Genomic DNA, 15,623 nt, shown 5'->3' on the forward strand with positions numbered 1-15,623 from the left:
TTTTTATTTCCATTTGTTAGTTTTTATCATTTTTTGCTTCTTTGATTGTCTATGTCTTTAACCTTAAAACGCCTGCTATCTCATGATGACATTTTGCTATTACAGGGCAAAATGGGGACGTTTTTTTGTCGTTTTGCCACATTTTTGATGAGTGAGGGAAGGCGAGTACATAAGGTCAATTTTAATGCAGGCGACGCTCTTTTTTATTGCCACAAAGACAAGATGAGTAATTTTCGGGGGCGTCAAAGTGAGTTTGATGAATTTTTAACCAAGCTCATTGATGACAAACAGCTAAAAGCGGTGGTCTGTTTTAACGACTGTCGCCCCTATCATGAGATTGCACGGCAGGTGTGTAAGCGGTTGGGCATTGCCTTTTTTGTCTTTGAAGAGGGTTATCTGCGACCTGATTATATCACCCTAGAAGAGCATGGCATTAACGGCTATTCACGGTTAGACTCAACGCTCATTGATACCCTGCAACGGGCAAATGACAAGCCACAATTTACCGACAACCGTTTTTATCGGCTGTGTGTGGCGAGCATGGTGTATTATGTGGCGGTGTTTGTGGGGAGCTGGCGATATCCGCATTATGAGCATTATCGGGGCTTGTCCCTATGGGCGGAAGCGTGGGCGTGGGTCAAAGCCCCTGTGCGTAAGTTTACTCGTTATCATTCGGACAAGCGTTTGCAAGAGCGACTGGTTGGGCAGAAAAACTTCTATCTGGTGAGTTTGCAGGTGCATAACGACTCACAAATCAGTCATCACAGTGACTATCAGGACGTGCGTGATTTTATCAGCGAAGTCATGATAAGTTTTGCCAAGCATGCCCCCAGTGGCACGAGCCTGCTGTTTAAACATCATCCGCTAGACCGTGGACATCGTGACTACACTCGCATGATTGCCAAGCTGGGTGATGAGCTTGGGGTGCAGGGCAGGGTGTTTTATGGATGTGACATGCACCTGCCAAGCCTGATGAAAGCAAGCATTGGCATGATTACGGTGAACAGCACCACCGCATTGCAGTCGGTATATCATCAAAAACCCACCAAAATCATGGGGCGTGCCTTGTATGATGTGGCAGGGCTGACTGACCAGAAGTCTTTGGATGAATTTTGGGCAAATCCGACTGCCCCTGACCGTGATTTTTATCTAAAATTTAGGGAATATCTCATCGAGCAAACGCAGTTAAACGGCTCGTTTTATGGCAAAGCCCCGTGGGAGCTGTCAGGATTTTACCAAAGTTTGGCACAGGATGTGATGACAAGTAAATAAACCAAAGCTTTTTTATAACCACCATATTTATCATTTATCACACCGTGATGAATTTTTATAGGCATTTTTTTAAAAAACTGCTACAATATCCTGTTATCATTTAAATTTTATAGACATCATGACCGCACTTTCTCATATCCGTAATTTTTCTATCATCGCCCACATTGACCACGGCAAATCGACCCTTGCCGACCGTTTTATTCAGGTGTGTGGCGGTCTGTCTGACCGTGAAATGCAGGCTCAGGTGCTTGACAGCATGGATATTGAGCGTGAGCGTGGCATTACCATCAAAGCCCAGTCGGTAACCTTATACTACAATCACCCCAATGGTCAAAGATACCAACTAAACTTTATCGATACCCCCGGACACGTGGACTTTTCTTATGAAGTGTCAAGAAGTCTGGCGGCGTGCGAGGGGGCGTTACTGGTGGTGGACGCCGCCCAAGGCGTGGAGGCTCAAAGCGTGGCAAACTGCTACACCGCCATTGAGCAGGACTTAGAAGTATTGCCTGTGTTAAACAAAATTGACCTGCCACAGGTTGAGCCTGAGCGTGTCATCGAGGAGATTGAGGATATTATCGGCATTGAGGCGGTGGACGCTCCACGAGTATCTGCCAAAACAGGCGTGGGCATTGATGAATTGCTACAAGCCCTAGTGGAGAAAATCCCTGCTCCACAAGGCGACCGAGATGCCCCCTTACAAGCCTTGATTATTGACTCATGGTTTGATAACTATTTGGGCGTGGTGTCTTTGGTGCGTGTGCGTGAAGGACAGGTTAAGATAGGCGATAAGATTTTTATCAAATCCACAGGCGAGAGCCATTTGGTTACGTCTATTGGTGTGTTTACCCCAAAGCGCTTGGAGACAAATATCCTACAAGCAGGTGAGGTGGGCTTTATCATTGCAGGGATTAAGGACATCGCAGGGGCTCCTGTGGGCGACACCATTACCCTTGCCAAAACACCTGAGGTCGATAGTATTGCTGGCTTTAAAAAGGTAACTCCGCAGGTGTATGCGGGTATGTTCCCTATTGATTCGTCTGATTTTGAAAAATTCCGTGAAGCCTTACAAAAGCTCCAAATCAACGACTCTGCCTTATTTTTTGAGCCTGACACGTCCGAGGCGTTGGGCTTTGGCTTTCGCTGTGGCTTTTTGGGCATGCTCCACATGGAGATTATCCAAGAGCGTTTGGAGCGTGAATACGACCTTGATTTGATTACCACTGCTCCTTCCGTGATTTATGAAGTTGTCAAAAAAAATGGCGAGATTGTCTATGTAGATAACCCGTCCAAGCTCCCCGATACGGGCGTGATACAGGAGTTCCGTGAGCCGATTGCTCGTTGTAATATCTTGGTTCCGCAGGAGTATTTGGGCAACGTCATCACGCTTGCCATTGAACGCCGTGGCGTGCAGGTGGACATGAAGTTTATGGCTCGCCAAGTGCAAGTCGTCTTTGATATTCCGATGGGCGAGGTGGTCATGGACTTTTTTGATAAATTAAAATCGGCAAGTCGTGGTTTTGCGTCCTTGGATTATGGATTTGAACGCTATCAAGCGGACAAATTGGCGCGTGTGGATGTGCTTATCAATGGCGAAAAAGTGGATGCCCTTGCGATGATTTGCCACCAAGAACACGCTCGCCGTCGTGGCAATCAGCTTGTTGAAAAAATGAAAGAGCTGATTCCAAGACAGATGTTTGATGTTGCCATTCAAGCGGCGATAGGCTCACAGATTATTGCCCGTTCTACCGTCAAAGCCATGCGTAAAGACGTTTTGGCAAAATGTTATGGTGGGGACGTGAGCCGTAAAAAGAAACTCTTAGAAAAACAAAAAGCAGGTAAAAAACGCATGAAACAGGTGGGCAGTGTTGAAATCCCCCAAGAGGCGTTTTTGGCAGTGCTAAAAGTGGACGGCTAGGCTAGCGTGCTAAATTGGTATAAAACTTGCAAATATTTATAATAAAGGTGGCTTGTGGAATTTGACATTAATTTAATCTTGGTGCCTGTTACGCTGGTGCTACTGGTGGCGTATTTGGCAGATAAATTTGTGTTAAAACAGCATAAATTGGTCGCCAAACAAACCAAGCTCATCTCGCACGCTCAGACGCACTTAGAACAAGTGGAAAAAGAGTTTAAAGCGACACTGGTGCGTTTTGGGCATGATGAGGCACCAGCTGAGTTTATTGGCAATGAGCACACGCCAGAGATGTTAAAAAATCAGTCGCTTGCCTATAATGAAGCCAGACGCACCCTAGCCGAAGCACAAAAGCAGGCGGGGATGAATGTGGGCGAGCCAGCGGTTGAGCCAAAATTGGTGCAATGGGCGTACGAATACCTGCCCATCTTGCTCATCATCGTGTTGGTGCGTTCGTTTGTGATTGAGCCATTTAATATCCCATCAAGCTCGATGGTGCCAAGCCTTTACACGGGTGATTTTATCATTGTCAATAAAGCATCCTATGGGCTAAGATTGCCGATTACACATACCAAGATTTTAAATACGGGCAGTCCTAAGCATGGCGATGTGGTGGTATTTCGCTATCCAGAGAACCCTAAACGCTATTATATCAAACGCATGATAGGTCTGCCAGGAGATACGGTGGCGTTTGCCAATGGCGTACTGTCTATCAATGGACAAGCGGTAGATACAACCCCTGTGGATTACCAAATGACAGACAAGCTCAATGCCAAGCTCATGCCGGCTGTCATTGAGAATCATCGCCTGTCTGATGAAGAGCGTGCCAGATATGGCATAGAAGAAGAAAAGCACGCTCACTATTATCGTGAAACATTGGGCGAGCATGAGTATGTTGTGCGTTATTTGGGTGATTTAAATAGTGCGTCCATCGCTCCATTTTTATTAAAAAATTCACCACAAACTGCCACATCAGGCGGTACGGCATGGCAGATTACTGTGCCAAGCGGACAGTATTTTGTCATGGGCGATAACAGAGACCGCAGTGAAGACGGGCGGTTTTGGGGCTTTGTGCCAGAGAGCCATCTGGCGGGCAGAGCGACTTATATTTGGATGCACAAAGAGGCGGGGCTTAATCTACCCAGCTTTGGGCGAGCAGGAGCGATTGATTAGTCGCTTGGCATAAACTTAAATAGGTGTAACATGCAACAATTAACTTCATTAACCAACCAACGTGGGGCGAGTGTTACCACGATTATTGTCGGTTTGGCGATGGCAGGTATCATCATCAAGCTAGGGCTTGGTATTATTCCTGCCTATGTGGGCGATTATCAATTTACCAAACTGGTGGCAGGCGAGCTAAAAAAAGCCAATGATGCCAAACAAACCGAACGTCAGTTCATGCAGAACCTGTCTCAGCAGTTGTCTATCAATGCCAACTACAACACCAAGCCAGAAGAAATGCTTATCTTTACCAACAAAACCCCTGGGGCATTGGCAGTTAAAAGCCAATATGAGGTAGAAAGCAACTTCTATGGCGAGACCTTTATTGTCAATCGCTTTGAAAAAGAGATTACCGCAGAAGATGCCAAGTAAGAGTTATGTCCAAGCACACCACATTGCCAACTCATTTTGCCACCTTTGAGCAGGGCTATCCTGTCCTTTGTTCAAAATTGGGCTATACCTTTAATGATCCCAATTTGCTCAGACGTGCCTTAACGCACCGCTCGTATGACCCCAAGATGAGCTATGAGCGGTTGGAGTTTTTGGGTGATGCCCTGCTTGGGGCGGTGATTGCCGAGGCGTTATTTACCTTTTTTCCCCGTCATGACGAAGGGAAGCTCACCCGTATGCGTGCCACATTGGTACGCCAAGAGACCCTTGTGCAAATTGCTGAGAAGTTGGAGTTGTCATCTCATCTGATACTGGGCGTGGGCGAGCGTAAGGGTGGTGGGCGACACCGTGCCAGTATTTTGGCTGATGCGGTGGAGGCGATTTTGGCGTCCGTGTATCTGGACAGTGGCGACATTGAGCGAGTGAAAGGCTTGGTTAAATGCTGGTATGAGACCTTGATTACCGAAGTGGGCGAAGAAAAAGTGCTAAAAGATGCCAAATCTCGCTTGCAAGAATGGCTACAAGGCAACAAATTGCCCCTGCCAACTTATACGCTCATGGACACCATTGGCAACGCCCCCAACCAAACTTTTGTGGTGGAATGCACTGTGGCGGTGGCGGACTGTACGCCCATTACCGAGACGGGCGAGAGCAGACGCATTGCCGAGCAAAAATGTGCTGAGCGGATGATAAATCAGCTCAATAAATTAGAAAAGCCTAAGGCGTTATAAATTATATTTTAAATTTCTGAACCGTAGGGGCGAATCATATTCGCCCATTATTACCAATAATCCCCAACCAATTCCCACATTTACAAATACCATTTGCCCCGCCTGTGCTGTCGTTATATAATGACAGCATTGCCCCTTATTTTTACAATTTAGGAAAACCATGACCGACACACACGACCAAAACAACGACACCATTTCCGCCTTTTTTAATGACAATCCCACGCCTGTGATTTCTGATGACTTTAAAGCAGGGTTTGTGGCGATTGTCGGTCGCCCCAACGTGGGCAAATCCACGCTCATGAACCATTTGCTTGGGCAAAAATTGTCCATTACAAGCCGTAAACCGCAGACCACACGTCATCGCATTCATGGCATTTTGACCAACGACACTTGTCAAATGGTGTTTGTCGACACCCCCGGTATTCACACCAAAGAAGTCAAGGCAATCAACGAGCGTATGAACAAAACCGCCGTGTCCGCCTTGTCAGACGTGGATTTAGTGCTGTTTGTGGTAGACAGTATCCAGTGGCGAGAAGATGACCTTTTGACTCTTGAAAAGCTATCAGCGACCAATTTGCCTGTGGTGCTTGTCATCAACAAGGCCGACACCATTAAGGACAAATCCAAACTTTTGCCCCTGATTGGCGAATACCAAGAAAGTTTTGATTTTGCTGACATTGTGCCTGTATCCGCCTTGCGTGGGCATAATTTGGATAGGCTTATGGACGTGATTGCAGGCTTTTTGCCGACCCGTCCGCCCATTTTTGACCCCGAGCAGATTACCGACCGCAGTGAGCGGTTTTTGGCAAGCGAGATTATCCGTGAAAAAATCATGCGAGCGTCTGGTGATGAAGTGCCGTACGATTTGACCGTGCAAATTGACACCTTCAAAGATGAGCCTGCTCACAAAGACTCCGAGACAGGCAAATGGCGACGTGCAGTAACGTTTATTGATGCGACCATTTTTGTGGAGCGGGCAGGGCAAAAAACCATTGTCATCGGCGACAAAGGCTCACGCATTAAGCAAGTCGGCGTAGAAGCCCGTCAAGACATGGAAAAGCTGTTTGACAAAAAAATCATGCTTACCTTGTGGGTCAAAGTCAAAAAAGGGTGGAGCGATGATGAGCGGGCGTTAAATAGTTTGGGGTATTAAGATAAATGGGTAGTCAAGAGATGATTTTGCTAAGCATTGTGATTGTACTGATTGCGGTGGTAGCTGTGTCAAATGGTAAAATATCTGCAAGTAAAAATCATGTTTTTGACGTACAATGTGAAATTGGTGGGCAAATTCAACAATATCAAGTTGCAAAAATACGCCAAGAACGTGGCATTATCACGTTTGACAATGATGATAAAAAGGTGGTTTGTAGCCAATTTTTTATCCAAGAAATTGCCAAATAGCCCATGAAAGCTTCTAATTAAAACCCATGATACCTTTTAGTGATTTTCATCAGCTATTTACACAGACCATCATCAAGCGTGGGCAAGCCTACCATGCTTCTGATGATGTACTGTCTTTGCAACATGATGGCGATGGGTATTACACGGCAGTGGTGCGTGGCAGTCGCCGTTATCAGGTGAGAGTGGCACTATCACACTCAAAGGATGAGCTGTGCATTGAGTCATTGACCTGTAATTGTGAATACTGGGATAACTGCAAACACATGGTGGCGGTGCTGTATGCCATGAAGGAGAATCTAGATGACATCACGTCGTGCTTGTCATCAAAAAAGCAGGGAGTGTGTTCGGTGGCTGATGATTTCTATGAGAGCATGGGGCGTTACGATAAAGATGAACTCATTGATTTTATTAAATCATTAGACAGAAAATATCAGCATGTTCGTGATGATTGGGTACTGTTTTGTGCCAATCGTCAAGGCGAGCAGTCGCATGATATAACTGAGCAAAAGCTCCTAAATACATTCAGTAAGCAGGTCAATGACATCTTATCGATGGTGGATGTCCGTGATTATGAAGAGTTTGTTTTTGATGATGCAAGTTTGGCACTGATGCAACTGATGGCACAAGTTACCAAGCCATCAGACCAAGTGGCTTTATCCTTGATATGGATTGATAAGGTGCTGGCATTGTTTGATGAGATGATGGTTGATGTCGAGGTTGAGTGTTCGCTCAATCACTGCTTTGGGGTGTTGGCAGAGCATTTGTTTGGCGGTTTTGACTATGAGCCAAGCTGGAGTTATCGTCCTGTTTTGTATCAGTCGTCGGGGTCATCAAAACTGGATAAGACCCTGATGTCAGCACAAGCATGGGCACAGACTTACGTTCGCAGGCGGTATGAATTTTATCCAAATATTGAGCGGTTTTATTTTGATTGCTTATGGGCAAAGGGTGAGCAAGATGGGGCGATGGCATACCTAGATGGGCTTATCACGCAGGCTCAGCGATTGGGTCATCATGATGTGGACGCTTTGATATTAAGTAAAATTGCCATTTATGATGCGTTGGGCAAAGACAGTGATGCTCTGGTGGGGCAATATGATGCTCTTGCCAAAGTCAGGATTCATCAAGCCTTGCAAATGGCGAACAGTGGTAATGCCGACAAAGCCATGGACGGTCTAAAAGATGCCATCAGTGGCACAGAGAGTCATCAAGATAGGCAAAGTTTTTATATTTGCTTGTTTGAGCTTGCCAAATCACACCGTCATTTGCCTTATCTGCACGAAGCTGGTCGGACATTGGCATTGACATGGTGTTATAATCAGCACCGTGTTAGTGACAAGTATTTAGATGAATACCAAAGCTGTTTTGATGATAAGACATGGCAAGACATCTCTCGGGCGTGGCATGATGAGCTGTATCAGACCATCCAAGATAAGGATGACATCAAGGTACGTCAGTTGGCACATTTGTACGATAGACAGCAAGACATCAAAGGGCTTAGCGACCTGTTGCGTATGTTTGGCGATGTGGATTTATTAACCTATTATATCCAGACATTAAGCCAAGACAAGGACAATCACGACTGGCTGGCGATGGTGTTTTATGAGCATTGGCAGACGGTTGTGGGCAGTTTGTCAGGGCGAAAGGCTTATCGTGATTTTGCTCGGCAGGTTAAAAAAGTCACCAAGTGTCTGCCTGACCATCATGGGCGGTGGCAACAGATGGTGGATGAGTGGCTGGCGACATATCGCACCAAACCCAGACGTCCTACTTTGGTTGAAGAGTTGCCTGCCATCTATGGATAGAGTTAAAATTTATTGGAAAAACCCTTTTGCACAACCCTGTATTTTAATGCACTATTTAACAAGGAAGACATTCATCATAAGGAAAACCCATGTTTCACACCCTAAAACACGCTTGGGCAAAGCACCGCCTACCTGCCAATTCCCCTTATCTGCCCCTATACGAACCGCACCCTGATGAGCTTGTGAGTTTTGACTGTGAGACCACCAGCCTTAACGTCAAAGAAGCCCATATCATCTCTATCGGAGCGGTTAAGATTCGGGGTAATCGCATTTTGACAGACGAGTCTTTTTATGTGCTGGTTAAACCCGAAGGCATCATGAGTGCCACCAATGTAACGATACACGGACTACGCCCCAAAGATTTAAAGGACGGGCTGGACACCGAAACGGCGATACGGCAGTTTTTGGACTTTGTCGGTGGGCGGACGCTTGTGGGCTATTTTTTGGAATATGACGTGGCGATGGTCAATAAATTTTTAAAACCGATGGCGGGGATAACCCTACCCCAAAAACAAATAGAAACATCAAGGATTTACCACGCCCAAGAGACTCGCCATAAATATTATGATGCCGAGATTGACCTAAAAATGGCAACGATGGTAAACGCCTTAGGCATTCCCGACCTGCCACGCCATGATGCTCTAAACGATGCCATCAATGTGGCGATGATGTATTTGGCGTTAAAACATCGGCGGGTTTGATGATAGTCATTCTTTTTATTAACAAAAAAATTTTTGTATAGACTATTGCAATTGCTCACAGTTGTGCTATTCTAAATCAAGGTGCAAAAAACACCCGTAATTTGCAAGGAAGCAATGAATTATTCAAGGGAGAAAACCCACCAAAATCTGCTTTCTTTGCTTTTTTACCAACTTTGGAGAAAGCAATGTCAGAAACTTCAAATAACACTCACACCACAACAAACACCCCACCACCCAATGCCCCAGCAGATGCCCAAGGCTATTGGCGTGCCAACGTGCGTATCATCATCGGCTGTTTGGTCGTTTGGGCGGTCGTCTCGCTCGGTTTTGCCATTATCCTACGTCCTGCCTTGATGGACATTCGCTTTATGGGGACAGATTTGGGGCTGTGGTTCGGTCAGCAAGGAGCGATTTTGACCTTTGTCGCCTTGATTTTCTTTTATGCGTGGCGAATGAATAAATTGGACAAAAAATATGGCGTTGAGGAGGACTAAGTATGAGTCAATTTGCCATTAACTTGATTTTTGTGGGGCTGTCCTTTGCCCTGTATTTTGGGATTGCCATTTGGGCAAGAGCAGGCTCAACGAAGGAATTTTATGTCGCAGGTGGCGGTGTTCACCCTGTGGTAAACGGCATGGCGACAGGGGCGGACTGGATGAGTGCCGCATCCTTTATCTCGATGGCGGGCATGATTGCAATGGGCGGTTATGCAGCGTCTGCTTATCTTATGGGCTGGACGGGTGGGTTTGTCTTGCTTGCTTTGCTACTTGCTCCGTATTTGCGTAAATTTGGTAAATTTACCGTACCTGACTTTATCGGCGACCGTTTTTATTCAAAACCTGCTCGCTTGATTGCGGTGGTCTGCCTGATCCTAGCGTGTACCACTTATGTCATCGGGCAGATGACAGGGGCAGGCGTGGCGTTCTCTCGCTTTTTGGAAGTGGATAAAAACACAGGGCTTATCATCGCCGCTGTTGTCGTGCTGTTCTATGCGGTGCTTGGTGGCATGAAAGGCATTACCTATACGCAGGTGGCTCAGTATGTCGTACTCATGATTGCGTATATCGTTCCTGCGATTTTTATCTCTCTTAACTTGACAGGCAACCCTATTCCTGCCCTTGGTATGTTTGGCACGGTAGAAGGTGGCGAAACCATGCTTACCAAGCTCGATGGTCTGATTACCGATTTAGGCTTTGCCGCTTATACTGCCGATGTGCCTGATAAGCTCAATATGTTCTTATTGACTTTGTCGCTTATGATTGGCACGGCAGGTTTGCCCCATGTTATTATCCGCTTTTTTACAGTAAATAAAGTCTCGGACGCTCGTTCATCGGCAGGTTGGACGCTCGTGTTTATCGCACTGCTATACACCGCCGCCCCTGCCGTGGGTACGATGTCTCGCATGAATTTGGTGGATACTGTGTATCCAAATGGCACGCAGTCTGCCCCCATTGAGTACGAAGCTCGCCCTGAGTGGATGAAAAACTGGGAGCAAACAGGTCTTTTAAAATTTGAAGACAAAAATAATGATGGCAAAATTGACTACTATAACGACAAGTCAAAAGACGAAGCCTTCCTTGCCGCTACCGAATCCAAAGGTCTAAAAGGCAATGAGCTTGACGTAAACAACGACATCATGGTACTTGCCAACCCTGAGATTGCCAACTTGCCACCATGGGTTATCGGTCTCATCGCAGCAGGGGGTATCGCTGCTGCTCTATCTACCGCCGCAGGTCTACTACTTGCCATCTCGTCTGCCATCTCGCACGACCTAATTAAGATGGTTATCAAGCCTGATATTAGCGATAAGGGCGAACTCAATGTCGCTCGCGTCTCGATGATTGTGGCGATTGCGATTGCAACATGGCTTGGCATGAATCCCCCTGGGTTTGCCGCCCAGACGGTTGCCCTTGCCTTTGGTATTGCAGGTTCGTCCTTGTTCCCTGCACTCATGATGGGTATTTTCTCAAAACGCATCAACGACAAAGGGGCGGTGGCAGGTATGCTGGCAGGTCTTATCGTAACGTGCGTGTACATTTTCCTATTCAAAGGCTGGTTCTTTATCCCTGGTACTAATATGCTTGCCGATGACACATCAGGTTGGATTATGGGGATTAGTCCGCTAGGCTTTGGTCCAATCGGAGCGTTGATTAACTTCGTGGTTGCCTTTGCTGTGTCATACATGACCGCACCGCCATCACAAGAGATTCAAGACTTGGTTGAAAGCGTGCGTTATCCAAAAGGAGCGGGTGCTGCTGTTGACCACTAATCGGCTCTCGTCAAAAACTGCTTAAAATCTCGGTTTTAGGCAGTTTTTTATATGGATTTGATTTATAATGATAAAAATTTGGGTGTTGTTCAATGCGATAATGTTGAGTTTAGACACTGTGTGTAACTCTATTTTTTTAAAATATATTTTAAGGAAAAAATATGATGTTTTGGGACATTATGGCAATGATTTTTGCAGGCTTTTTATTTGCAGGGCTTGCCATGCCGATTAAGATTTTTTATAAAAAAACGCCAAAATGGTTCATTCCCATCATGGCAGGGCTTGGCATGATGAGTTATCAGGTGTACAGCGAATACCAATGGTTTGGCGATACCAGTGCCAAATTGCCCGATGGGAGCGTGGTGGTGGCAAGCGTGCCAAAGACAACGTGGTTTCGTCCGTGGTCGTACATTAAGCCCCAAGTTTTTCAATTTGTGGTGCTAGATACCGCCAATGTCGTAAGCCTTGATGAGACAACCAAACAAGCTCAGGTGTATTTTTTTGAAAGACGTTTACCTGCCCAAAAGCTGGACGTGCTGTTTGACTGCCAAAAGGGCGTGCAAAGTTATGTGATGAATCGTGATTTTAGCCGTCTTAATTGGCAAAAATTGGACTATACCGATAAGGCGGTGGGGCTGGTGTGTCGCTAGGCTAGGGCAAAAAAGAGAAGAGGAAACAAAAGTATTGTTGATTTTGCCGATAAATCCATGTCTAAATGACTTGCCATTGAAATGTGGGTTTTAAAATTTGTAGCATTCATCAATGACAGGGGTTTGGCAAAACCCAGCCCCTGTCCATCATCAAATCACGGTGTTTTGGCAGGTGTGGACGTATCAGCCACAGGCACATCTAGGCGTAGTTGATCACGAGCTTCTTGTTGGGCGTGATAACCCAGTGCCAAGCTCGTGCAAAAAAATATGGTGGCAAGGATGGCGGTGGTGCGAGTTAGAAAGTTTGCCGAACCTGCAGCCCCAAACACCGTGCCTGCCGCTCCAGAGCCAAAACTTGCCCCAGCATCCGCCCCTTTGCCGTGCTGAATGAGTATGAGACCTGATAAGGCAATGGCGACAATGATATGAATGGCTAAGATAAATGTAAACATGGTGTTCTCGTTATTTTGATTGGCTAAATGCGTGGATAATGGCGGTAAAGCTGTCAGTTTTCAAGGACGCTCCGCCCACCAACGCCCCATCGATGACATCTGATTTGGCAAATTCGGGGGCGTTTTTGTCGTTCACGCTACCGCCATATAAAATGGGGGTGGTCATACCAAATGTAGCTAATTCGTCTTTGATAAAGCGGTGTGTTTTTTCAATTTCATCAAAGGTTGGGGTCAGTCCCGTGCCGATTGCCCAAACAGGCTCATAAGCGATGATAAGTTTGGCAGCATCGGCATCTGCTTGATTTACAAACGCCTTTAAAATGGCTAATTGGTTTTTTAAAATCCCAAACGTCTCGCCACGCTCATACTCATCTTTGGTCTCGCCAATGCAGTAGATGACGGATAAGCCGTGGGTAAAGGCGTTGGCGATTTTGGCGGATAAAATCTCATCGCTCTCGCCATGATATTGACGGCGTTCGGAGTGTCCCACAAGGGTAAAAGTCGCCCCCACGTCCGCCACTTGGCAAGCCGATACATCGCCTGTAAATGCCCCTGTCTCAGCCGTCTTATGGGCGATGTCTTGCACGCCGAGCAGGATACCGTCCGCCAAAGCTGATTTGACAGCTGATAAATGCACAAGGCTCGGCACCACGCCCACAGTACAGCCATCATTGGCAGGCAGGCTTGTGGCAAGGGCGGCCGCGTCTGATACGGTCGCAGGGTTTAATTTCCAGTTGCCGATGACGTATTTTTGGCTCATGGGATTTCCTTTGGCTCTATTGTAATTTTAACCTAGCAACATATTATAGCAAACATTCCCCAAAAAATCAGCACACAAATGATGGGCGGTATTATTGGCGGTGTTTCTCCCGATAATCCCAAAACTTTGTTCTTTGAGTAAAATTTTATGCTAAAAGCACAGCAAATTTTTTATTTTTGGAGTAAAATAAGCAAAAATATATGCAATTTTCACGCCAATTTTTATCTGATGACACATTTCTTTTAAAATTTGTCGCTCATTTGATTTTAATAAACATTGGCAAATGATTTGGAAAAATATTATGTCCGCTCCGAATTTTGGTGGTTTGGCACACATTTTGGTGTCAAATGAACTGGTCGCCCCTGATGCTATGGCCAAGGCACTGACCGAAGCCCAACAGCAAAATATGGCGATTGTGCCGTATTTGGTACAAAACAAAGTTGCCCCTGCCAATAAGATTGCCAGTCTGCTTGCTCATGAATTTGGCGACCCATTACTGGATTTGAATGCTTTATCTCAGGATAGTATTCCCAAAGATTTGGTGGATGAAAAAATAATTAATCAGTATGGGGCATTGCCACTCTTTAAACGGGGCAATAAACTCTTTGTGGGTTTGTCCGACCCCACCCGCTTAGATGCCATTGATGCCATTTCATTTAATGCCAAGCTGACCGTTGAGACCATTGTTGTTGAAGAAGATAAACTCAAAAAAATGATTGAGAACGTCTACTCGGGTAGTGGCGGATTGGGTGACCTAGGCGATGTTGATCTGTCAGGGGACTTTGATGGTGGAGCAGGTGATGAAGACGATGAGGGTACTGACGTCAATTCAGGCGGTGGTGAAGATGCCCCTGTCGTTAAGTTTGTCAATAAAATGCTCCTTGACGCCATTCGCATGGGGGCGTCGGATTTGCACTTTGAGCCATATGAGAAATCTTACCGTGTGCGTTTTCGTGTGGATGGGGTGCTCCAAATCATCAATCGCCCACCAGTACAATTGGCAGGTAAAATCGCTGCTCGTCTTAAAGTCATGTCACAAATGGACATCTCCGAACGCCGAGCCCCCCAAGACGGTCGTATCAAGTTAAAAATCTCCAAGACCAAAGCCATCGACTTTCGTGTGAACTCCTGTCCGACACTCTTTGGTGAGAAGCTTGTACTGCGTATTCTTGACCCGTCATCGGCGATGCTAGGTATTGATGCACTAGGCTATGAGCCTGACCAAAAAGAGCTGTTCTTAGAAGCTCTTGATAAACCCCAAGGTATGCTACTTATCACAGGCCCGACAGGTTCGGGTAAAACGGTATCGCTCTATACTGGTCTTAACATCCTGAACACGCCCGAGACCAACATCTCCACCGCCGAAGACCCTGTGGAGATTAACTTAGAAGGCATTAACCAAGTCAACGTCAACCCCAAAGTGGGCCTCACGTTCGCCTCCGCCCTAAAAGCGTTCCTGCGTCAAGACCCTGACATCGTCATGGTCGGTGAGATTCGTGATTTAGAGACTGCCGAGATTGCCATTAAAGCCGCCCAAACAGGTCACATGGTATTATCCACTCTACACACCAACTCCGCTCCTGAGACCCTAACCCGTCTGCGTAACATGGGTGTTGCTTCCTTTAACATCGCCACATCGGTAAACTTAGTGATTGCCCAACGTCTGGCTCGCCGTCTGTGCAAAAACTGCAAAAAGCCGACCAATGTGCCTAAGCAGAGCCTGCTAGAAATGGGCTTTACTGAAGAAGACCTTGCCAACCCTGATAATGTCATCTATGAGCCTGTGGGCTGTTCTGAGTGTCGTGAAGGCTACAAGGGACGTGTGGGTATCTATGAAGTGATGAAAATCTACCCAAGTATCGCTCGGATTATCATGGAAGACGGCAACGCCATTCAAATCAAAGACGAAGCGATGAAACACGGCTTTCGTGATTTGAGACGTTCGGGTATTATGAAAGTCTTGCAGGGTACGACCAGTATCCAAGAGATGTATCGGGTAACGAGCGAATAATCTTTATCACAATAAGGGTATGCAATGAACCGACCCCCAAAT

Annotated in this window: 15 protein-coding genes; 13 read left to right on the forward strand and 2 right to left on the reverse strand. The window is 46.2% G+C overall.

Annotated elements, in window-relative coordinates:
* The first annotated feature begins 51 nt into the window (after positions 1 to 51).
* The 12 genes from B5J94_RS10930 (at position 52) to B5J94_RS10985 (ending at position 12,358) form a co-directional block, all read left to right on the forward strand.
* The gene (locus tag B5J94_RS10930; protein WP_062498386.1) at positions 52 to 1,272 is read left to right on the forward strand and encodes a capsule biosynthesis protein; all 1,221 of its coding nucleotides are present in this window, start codon (positions 52 to 54) and stop codon (positions 1,270 to 1,272) included.
* 118 nt (positions 1,273 to 1,390) lie between these two features.
* On the forward strand, positions 1,391 to 3,190 hold the full coding sequence (gene lepA / locus B5J94_RS10935) for a translation elongation factor 4 (RefSeq protein ID WP_062498385.1): 1,800 nt from the start codon (positions 1,391 to 1,393) through the stop codon (positions 3,188 to 3,190).
* A 54-nt stretch (positions 3,191 to 3,244) separates the two neighbouring features.
* Positions 3,245 to 4,360, forward strand: a complete 1,116-nt coding sequence (gene lepB, locus B5J94_RS10940) for a signal peptidase I (RefSeq protein ID WP_062498384.1) — start codon at positions 3,245 to 3,247, stop codon at positions 4,358 to 4,360.
* Between the two features lie 30 nt (positions 4,361 to 4,390).
* Entirely contained in the window at positions 4,391 to 4,783 is a 393-nt protein-coding gene (locus B5J94_RS10945; protein WP_062498383.1) for a DUF4845 domain-containing protein, read from the forward strand.
* Between the two features lie 5 nt (positions 4,784 to 4,788).
* Positions 4,789 to 5,532 (forward strand): ribonuclease III, encoded by a 744-nt coding sequence (gene rnc / locus B5J94_RS10950; protein ID WP_062498382.1) that lies wholly within the window; start codon positions 4,789 to 4,791, stop codon positions 5,530 to 5,532.
* A 160-nt stretch (positions 5,533 to 5,692) separates the two neighbouring features.
* On the forward strand, positions 5,693 to 6,685 hold the full coding sequence (gene era / locus B5J94_RS10955) for a GTPase Era (RefSeq protein ID WP_062498381.1): 993 nt from the start codon (positions 5,693 to 5,695) through the stop codon (positions 6,683 to 6,685).
* Positions 6,686 to 6,705: 20 nt separating this feature from the next.
* Positions 6,706 to 6,933 (forward strand): hypothetical protein, encoded by a 228-nt coding sequence (locus B5J94_RS10960; protein ID WP_143821978.1) that lies wholly within the window; start codon positions 6,706 to 6,708, stop codon positions 6,931 to 6,933.
* A gap of 26 nt (positions 6,934 to 6,959) precedes the next feature.
* Positions 6,960 to 8,738: an SWIM zinc finger family protein gene (locus B5J94_RS10965; RefSeq protein WP_062498379.1), complete on the forward strand. Its 1,779-nt coding sequence runs from the start codon at positions 6,960 to 6,962 to the stop codon at positions 8,736 to 8,738.
* 89 nt (positions 8,739 to 8,827) lie between these two features.
* Positions 8,828 to 9,439 carry a 3'-5' exonuclease gene (locus tag B5J94_RS10970; protein ID WP_062498378.1) on the forward strand — a complete coding sequence of 204 codons (612 nt, stop codon included), beginning with the start codon at positions 8,828 to 8,830 and terminating at the stop codon, positions 9,437 to 9,439.
* 185 nt (positions 9,440 to 9,624) lie between these two features.
* A complete protein-coding gene (locus tag B5J94_RS10975) occupies positions 9,625 to 9,933 on the forward strand; it encodes a DUF4212 domain-containing protein (protein ID WP_062498377.1) in 309 nt (102 codons plus the stop codon).
* Positions 9,934 to 9,935: 2 nt separating this feature from the next.
* A complete protein-coding gene (locus B5J94_RS10980) occupies positions 9,936 to 11,708 on the forward strand; it encodes a sodium:solute symporter family protein (RefSeq protein WP_062498376.1) in 1,773 nt (590 codons plus the stop codon).
* Between the two features lie 161 nt (positions 11,709 to 11,869).
* A complete protein-coding gene (locus tag B5J94_RS10985; protein WP_062498375.1) occupies positions 11,870 to 12,358 on the forward strand; it encodes a hypothetical protein in 489 nt (162 codons plus the stop codon).
* Positions 12,359 to 12,513: 155 nt separating this feature from the next.
* Here B5J94_RS10985 and secG read toward each other — a convergent pair whose 3' ends face one another.
* Both secG and tpiA read right to left on the reverse strand, forming a co-directional pair.
* Positions 12,514 to 12,810, reverse strand: coding sequence for a preprotein translocase subunit SecG (gene secG, locus B5J94_RS10990; RefSeq protein ID WP_062498374.1), 297 nt, complete (start codon positions 12,808 to 12,810; stop codon positions 12,514 to 12,516).
* Positions 12,811 to 12,820: 10 nt separating this feature from the next.
* Positions 12,821 to 13,570, reverse strand: a complete 750-nt coding sequence (tpiA, locus tag B5J94_RS10995; protein ID WP_062498373.1) for a triose-phosphate isomerase — start codon at positions 13,568 to 13,570, stop codon at positions 12,821 to 12,823.
* A 301-nt stretch (positions 13,571 to 13,871) separates the two neighbouring features.
* On the opposite strand from tpiA, the gene pilB reads away from it, so the two are divergent.
* Positions 13,872 to 15,581 carry a type IV-A pilus assembly ATPase PilB gene (pilB, locus tag B5J94_RS11000; RefSeq protein ID WP_079364133.1) on the forward strand — a complete coding sequence of 570 codons (1,710 nt, stop codon included), beginning with the start codon at positions 13,872 to 13,874 and terminating at the stop codon, positions 15,579 to 15,581.
* Positions 15,582 to 15,623: the final 42 nt, after the last annotated feature.

This window comes from Moraxella lacunata (assembly GCF_002027545.1).
GTDB lineage: Bacteria > Pseudomonadota > Gammaproteobacteria > Pseudomonadales > Moraxellaceae > Moraxella > Moraxella lacunata.

Coding starts and splice junctions, on each gene's coding strand:
- B5J94_RS10930 (WP_062498386.1), top strand. CDS start 52: ATGTCTTTAACCTTAAAACGCCTGCTATCTCATGATGACATTTTGCTA.
- lepA (WP_062498385.1), top strand. CDS start 1,391: ATGACCGCACTTTCTCATATCCGTAATTTTTCTATCATCGCCCACATT.
- B5J94_RS10945 (WP_062498383.1), top strand. CDS start 4,391: ATGCAACAATTAACTTCATTAACCAACCAACGTGGGGCGAGTGTTACC.
- rnc (WP_062498382.1), top strand. CDS start 4,789: ATGTCCAAGCACACCACATTGCCAACTCATTTTGCCACCTTTGAGCAG.
- era (WP_062498381.1), top strand. CDS start 5,693: ATGACCGACACACACGACCAAAACAACGACACCATTTCCGCCTTTTTT.
- B5J94_RS10960 (WP_143821978.1), top strand. CDS start 6,706: ATGATTTTGCTAAGCATTGTGATTGTACTGATTGCGGTGGTAGCTGTG.
- B5J94_RS10965 (WP_062498379.1), top strand. CDS start 6,960: ATGATACCTTTTAGTGATTTTCATCAGCTATTTACACAGACCATCATC.
- B5J94_RS10970 (WP_062498378.1), top strand. CDS start 8,828: ATGTTTCACACCCTAAAACACGCTTGGGCAAAGCACCGCCTACCTGCC.
- B5J94_RS10975 (WP_062498377.1), top strand. CDS start 9,625: ATGTCAGAAACTTCAAATAACACTCACACCACAACAAACACCCCACCA.
- B5J94_RS10980 (WP_062498376.1), top strand. CDS start 9,936: ATGAGTCAATTTGCCATTAACTTGATTTTTGTGGGGCTGTCCTTTGCC.
- B5J94_RS10985 (WP_062498375.1), top strand. CDS start 11,870: ATGATGTTTTGGGACATTATGGCAATGATTTTTGCAGGCTTTTTATTT.
- secG (WP_062498374.1), bottom strand. CDS start 12,810: ATGTTTACATTTATCTTAGCCATTCATATCATTGTCGCCATTGCCTTA.
- tpiA (WP_062498373.1), bottom strand. CDS start 13,570: ATGAGCCAAAAATACGTCATCGGCAACTGGAAATTAAACCCTGCGACC.
- pilB (WP_079364133.1), top strand. CDS start 13,872: ATGTCCGCTCCGAATTTTGGTGGTTTGGCACACATTTTGGTGTCAAAT.